7 protein-coding genes are annotated in these 6,320 nt (G+C 38.3%); all 7 read right to left on the reverse strand.

Going from position 1 to position 6,320, the window contains the following annotated elements; genetic code table 11:
• Window positions 1-12: 12 nt before the first annotated feature.
• A complete protein-coding gene (locus IV67_RS01215) occupies window positions 13-732 on the reverse strand; it encodes an MIP/aquaporin family protein (RefSeq protein ID WP_057786325.1) in 720 nt (239 codons plus the stop codon).
• Window positions 733-884: 152 nt separating this feature from the next.
• Window positions 885-1,670 carry a peptidylprolyl isomerase gene (locus IV67_RS01220; RefSeq protein ID WP_057786327.1) on the reverse strand — a complete coding sequence of 262 codons (786 nt, stop codon included), beginning with the start codon at window positions 1,668-1,670 and terminating at the stop codon, window positions 885-887.
• Window positions 1,671-1,683: 13 nt separating this feature from the next.
• Window positions 1,684-2,781: an ABC transporter substrate-binding protein gene (locus IV67_RS01225; protein WP_057786329.1), complete on the reverse strand. Its 1,098-nt coding sequence runs from the start codon at window positions 2,779-2,781 to the stop codon at window positions 1,684-1,686.
• Window positions 2,782-2,783: 2 nt separating this feature from the next.
• Complete coding sequence (locus IV67_RS01230; protein WP_057786331.1) at window positions 2,784-3,596, reverse strand: ABC transporter permease; 813 nt, start codon at window positions 3,594-3,596, stop codon at window positions 2,784-2,786.
• A 3-nt stretch (window positions 3,597-3,599) separates the two neighbouring features.
• Window positions 3,600-4,427 (reverse strand): ABC transporter permease, encoded by an 828-nt coding sequence (locus IV67_RS01235; protein ID WP_057786333.1) that lies wholly within the window; start codon window positions 4,425-4,427, stop codon window positions 3,600-3,602.
• On the reverse strand, window positions 4,393-5,502 hold the full coding sequence (locus IV67_RS01240; protein WP_057786335.1) for an ABC transporter ATP-binding protein: 1,110 nt from the start codon (window positions 5,500-5,502) through the stop codon (window positions 4,393-4,395). The genes IV67_RS01235 and IV67_RS01240 overlap by 35 nt, the downstream gene beginning before the upstream one ends.
• A gap of 143 nt (window positions 5,503-5,645) precedes the next feature.
• On the reverse strand, window positions 5,646-6,320 hold a 675-nt coding region (locus tag IV67_RS01245), incomplete at its 5' end, for an LPXTG cell wall anchor domain-containing protein (RefSeq protein ID WP_201782718.1).

Genomic DNA, 6,320 nt, shown 5'->3' on the forward strand with positions numbered 1-6,320 from the left:
TGAGCTTTTTGTTTATTTAAAAATCATTGTATATAAGACGGTTGCAACAATTGCACCCATAATTGGTGCAATAATTGGTACCAAGGCATAACTCCAGTGTGATGAGCCCTTATATTTTAGTGGATAGAACGCGTGTACTAAACGTGGTCCTAAGTCTCGAGCAGGATTCAAAGCCGGTCCAGTAGCACCACCCATTGACGTTACTAAACTCGCAACTAAAATACCTAGCGTCAAACCAGCAACTGGCTTATACTCTGGCACTGCACCAATTGCCATCGCTGCAAAGACAAGGACAAAAGTTCCAAAACCTTCATTAATCATACCGTTTAAACGAGAATTTGCGGCGTCATTCGTCGCAAATGGTGCGAAAATGGCATCAACATCTCTTGTCGCATCAAAGTAAGGCTTGTACATCCAAACCAAAATGATTTGTCCAACAATTGCACCCATCAATTGCACTGAAATATATGGAATTACTTCAGCCCAGGGAAAATCATTTACAGTTGCCAGCCCCAATGTAAACGCTGGATTAATATGTGCCGAAATTTGACCGAATGCCATCGCAGGAATTCCAACCCCGGCTCCATAACCAAATGCAATATTTAACCAACCCGTATGTGTCCCTTTTGTGTTCTTTAATTCTGTGTTGGCCACAGCACCATTTCCCAAAATAACCAGAAACATTGTTCCAAAGAACTCTGCAAACAAACGTTCCGTTAACCCGAAATCCATAACTTACCCCTAATATTTAATTTTGTCGCTTATTTATAATATTGTTTTGCGACCATTAACAATTATAAGGGAGCTGTTCTAAAAAAACCACTTGTAAACGTTTTCACAAACTAATAAAAAAATACAGTCACTCTCATGACTGCATTTCGTTATTAATCTATCTCAATTGATTTAATCTCAATTTTATCAATCGGCTTTGATTTTTCTTGATTATCATTTTCTTCAACTTTGACATTGGCAATTTTATCAACCGTATCCATGCCCTCAATCACTTGACCAAATACAGTGTAATTACCATCAAGACTTGGATATCCACCCTTTTTATAAGCATCATAAATTTTTTGCGGATATTTCACAGCTTTAATGTCTTTAGTTTGATCATCCTTGTTCTGATTAATAAAGAACTGAGAACCATTTGTATCAGGACCAGCATTAGCCATCGATAATGCACCACGAATATTGTACAATTGATCACTAATTTCGTTTTTGAAGCCATTTCCACTATCAATCTTTTTATCTTTTTCATACCAAATTGAGTGGCCGCCTTGACCCGTTCCATCTGGATCACCAGCTTGAATCATAAAGTCCTTCACCACACGATGAACCGTTGTCCCATCATAATAACCATCTTTGGCGTGCTTAACAAAATTTTCAACAGCTAAAGGTGCTTGTTTATTGAATAATTTAACGGTAATATCACCCTCTGTTGTTTTTATAGTTGCCTTTGTTTCGTCTTTACCAACTGTTTTTGACAGTTGTGGCAACTCTAATTTATCCAATTGCTCTTTTTTGGCTTTATCTGCCTTTTCTGATTTAGCCTTGGCTGCTTTAGCCGCTTCATTCTTTTGATGATTATTGTAAGCAGCACCACCAAGTGCCCCACCAATAATTACAAGCGCTACTAGCGCCAATAAAAACTCAGGTTTTATTTTTTTCATATGCTTTTCCTCACTATTGATTGGTCATTTTAAATTCTAAGAAATAGTCATTATAACGTTGCGTCCAGTCTGGGCCTAAATTCTGATACGTTTCAAGTCGATCCAAAACCGCCTGGTCTGGATACCAAGCCTTATCTTGCGTTATTGACTTGGGTAACAACTTCATTGCATCTTGATTTGGCGTCGCATAACCCACATACTCTGCATTTTGAGCTGCCACTTCAGGTCGGCTCATATAATTAATAAATGCATAAGCGGCCTTTTTATTTTGGACGGTCTTAGGAATCACCATATTATCAAACCACAAATTACCACCATCTTCCGGCACAACATAGTGCAGGTGCTTATTTTGTTGCATCATTTCAGCTGCATCCCCAGAATAGTCAACCGCAAGTGCCGCCTCATCTTGTGCCATATATGTTTTAATCTCGTCAGCAACGATTGCTTTTACATTTGGCATCAAACTTGATAACTTCCCTTGAGCTGCTGCTAATTCGGCCTCATTTTTGGTATTTACAGACTGTCCAGAAGAAGCTAGGGTCATCCCCATAATATCTCGAGCCGAATCAATTAACATAATCTGCTTACGATACTGCGCTTGCCATAAATCATTCCATGAGGTAATACTACCTGGTTTTACATACTTGTCATTATAGACAATCCCCAATGTTCCCCAAAAATAAGGCACAGAATATTTATTATTAGGATCAAACGGTTCATTCAAAAATGCTGGATTATAATGCTGGAGTCCACTTAATTTGTCATGATCCAGTGGCATCAGCAAATTATCTTGTCGCATTTTTTCAACCATGTACTCCGAAGGAATTGCAACATCATAATGTGTCCCCCCCTGCTTAATCTTTGTATACATCGCTTCATTTGAATCGAAGGTTTCATAATTGACCCGATAACCCGTCTCTTTTTGAAATGACTTTAAAATCGCTGGGTCAATATAATCACCCCAATTATAAATGGTCAACGTCTCTTTTTGATTGGGTGCATTGTCTGATTTCACTTGATGATTTTCTAAACGATTCATCCCCCAACTAAAACCTAATAGTAATGCAACTGCCAAGCTAATCCCTAGTGTCAAATTAATCAATTTTTTCATACTTATCGCACCGCCGTTCCTAGTGTGCGTTTCTTCTTAGACCCACGCTGCTGATATGTTGATAAGAAATAATAAATCACAATGAGCACTAAGGAAACTAAGAACATTAGCGTTGACAATGCATTAATTGACAAATCAATCCCTTGACGTGCACGCGAATAAATTTCAATCGATAGCGTTGAAAAACCATTTCCAGTCACGAAGAAAGTCACTGCAAAATCATCTAATGAATAAGTAATTGCCATAAAGAAGCCTGATAATATACCTGGCCATGCATAAGGCAACACAATTTGACTCAGTACTTGATAGTCATTGGCGCCTAAATCATGCGCAGCATCAATCAAAGCTGGATTCATTTCATTAAGGCGTGGCAATACCATCAAGACAACAATCGGAATTGAAAAAGCGATGTGTGCCAGCAATACAGACAAGAATCCTAATTTCATACCAATCAAGGTAAACAGAATTAGGAAACTCGCACCAATAATAACATCCGGTGAAACAATCAAAATATTATTCAACGACAATAGCGTATTACGGGTCCCACGTCGACGGGTATGATAAATGCCCAGGGCACCAAACGTTCCAATCAGCGTCGCAAATAATGCTGATAACAAAGCAATAATAAAGGTATTAGCTAAAATACGCATTAAACGATAATCTGAAAATAATGTTCGGTAATGTTCTAATGAAAAACCAGAAAAATTATTCATATAATCGCCAGCATTAAATGAATAAAAAATTAGGTAAAAAATAGGTAAATACATGACAACAAAAACAAAGATTAAATATAACGATGCCGCTTTATGTTTCATCTTTTATTTACCTCCTTGTTTCCGATCACGTGTCAAATACATGGTAATCGCCATCGCAATGATTAAAATAATACCAATGGTTGAACCCATTCCCCAATTTTGCGTCACTAAAAAGTGTTCCTCAATTGCGGTACCCAACGTAATCACACGGTTTCCACCGATTAAACGTGTAATCATAAATAGTGACAAGGTTGGAATAAATACTGCTTGAACACCTGTTCTCACACCATTCATAGACAATGGAATAATCACTTTACGTAATGTTTGGGCCGAACTTGCCCCTAAATCACGGGCAGCGTTCACTAAACTCTGATCAATCTCGACTAATGAATTAAATATAGGCATAATCATAAATGGAATTTGCACATATGCGGCGACTGCCATAAATGCACCATCAGTAAACATAATTTGTTGTGGCCCAATGCCAACAAAAGTCAAAAATTCATTCAACGTCCCTTGTTTTGCAAATAAGCCAATAAAGGCATAGGCTTTTAGTAATAAATTAACCCATGTTGGTAAAATCACCAGCATTAACCAGAATTGCGCATGTTTTAAACGACTCATGATTAAAGCCATTGGATAACTAATGGCCAGTGTAATCACAGTCACCATAAACGCGAAGAATACTGAATTAAACGTCATGCGAATGTAAGTTCCAGAGCTAAAATAAGTTTGGTAGTTATTGAGCGTAAAGTTCCCATGCACATCCATAAATGACTCAAACAATAATAAAATCACAGGTGCAATTACAAACAGCAGTAGCCATGCATAATAAGGCACACTATAATTGAATGCTTTAGTCTGATGCATCAGGCGCCTCCTCTTCTTCATATTGCTCCAAACGCGCATCAAAGTCTTCTTCTGACTCGTTTAAACGCATAATATGAATATCTTCTGGATCAAAATACAACCCATAGCGCTGACCGACCTCAGCCGAATTTGTTGCTTGAACTTGCCAGTGATTTTGATCATCATCATGTGCTGTTATTTCATAATAATCACCACGGAATGATTCATCATCAATCGTTACCACTAATTTTCCTTCAGAAACGTCAACTAAATCCAAATCCTCCGGTCTTAACACCACTTCAACAGGTTCATTAGGTCGCATTCCGCCATCAACATTTTCAAATTCCTTACCAGCAAACGCAACTAAGTAATCTTCACGCATCACGCCTGGAATAATATTTGATTCGCCAATAAATTCAGCCACAAAATGATTAATTGGTGCATCATAAATGTCAACCGGCGTCCCATTTTGCAAGATTTCCCCATCATCCATGACGAAAATCCAATCAGACATGGCTAACGCTTCTTCTTGATCATGTGTCACAAAAACGAAAGTAATGCCTAAACGCTGTTGAATATTACGCAATTCATATTGCATCGTTTTACGCAATTTATAGTCTAAAGCCGATAGCGGTTCATCCAACACCAATATTTCTGGTTCATTTGCCAAAGCTCGTGCAATCGCAACACGTTGTTGCTGTCCACCTGATAATTCAGAAATTTCACGATCTTCATAACCTGACAATTTCACCAAAGCCAGCATTTCCGAAACTTTCTCAGTCATCTCGCGTTTACTTTTACCTTTTAGCGTCATGCCAAAGGCAACATTTTCAAACACATTCATATTCGGAAAAAGGGCATAATTTTGAAAAACAGTATTAATGCGCCTTTTTTCAGGCGGTACATTATTAATATTTTTTCCTTCAAAATAAATATTCCCTGCTGTTGGCGTTAAAAATCCGGCCATCAATCGCAAAATCGTTGTTTTACCAGATCCAGACGAACCCAATAATGTATAAAATTTACCACTTTCAATTTCTAAATCAATTGATTTTAAAACAACATTATCACCATACTGCATGGCAACATGTTCAAATTCGATAATAGGTTGAGTCATCTCAACACACCACCTTTCTTTGCATCCTTTAAAGTATACAAAATTTTAAAATACAGCGATACGTTTAAACCAAAATTTTAAAGATAAACAAAAAGACGTTATGAATAGCATTCATAACGTCTTTTACAATGAGTTGATTTAAATTAGTCTTCACGCTTACGGCGATATAGACCACCAAATCCAAGTGACATCAAAGCTAATCCAATCAATCCAAGATTTGCTTGTGATGTGGCACCTGTATCAGGCAAAGCTTCTTGCGTTGCTTGTGCCACGATTTGCTCAATCCCACCTTCTGTTTGTGCATAGTCAATCTGGCGCAACCATGCTTCCTTTTGTGCATCCGACAATGGCAACTGTTTAATTTGTTGCTTTGCCTTATGCTTCAAGGCTTCCAATTCACTGTTGCCATCACTTGGTTGCTTAGGCTGTTGTTGCTTGGAATTACCTTCACCCGGCTTACCATCTGGCTTTTCATTGCCTGAATCACCTTCGTCTGGCTTACCATCTGGCTTTTCATTACCTGAATCGCCTTCGTCTGGCTTACCATCTGGCTTCTCATTACCTGAATCGCCTTCGTCTGGCTTACCATCTGGCTTTTCATTGCCTGAATCCCCTTCATCTGGCTTACCATCTGGGTTTTCATTGCCTGAATCCCCTTCATCTGGCTTACCATCTGGGTTTTCATTGCCTGAATCCTTACCAGCTTGATCATTTTGATTCTTGGCGTCTTCAACAATTTGATCGATTTCGCTTTGGTCAGCACCCTTATCAATGGCGTCCTTAATCGCATCCTTAGTTTCTTCATCTAAGTTGTCTAA

The organism is Weissella minor, assembly GCF_001437425.1.
Taxonomy (GTDB): Bacteria; Bacillota; Bacilli; order Lactobacillales; family Lactobacillaceae; genus Weissella; species Weissella minor.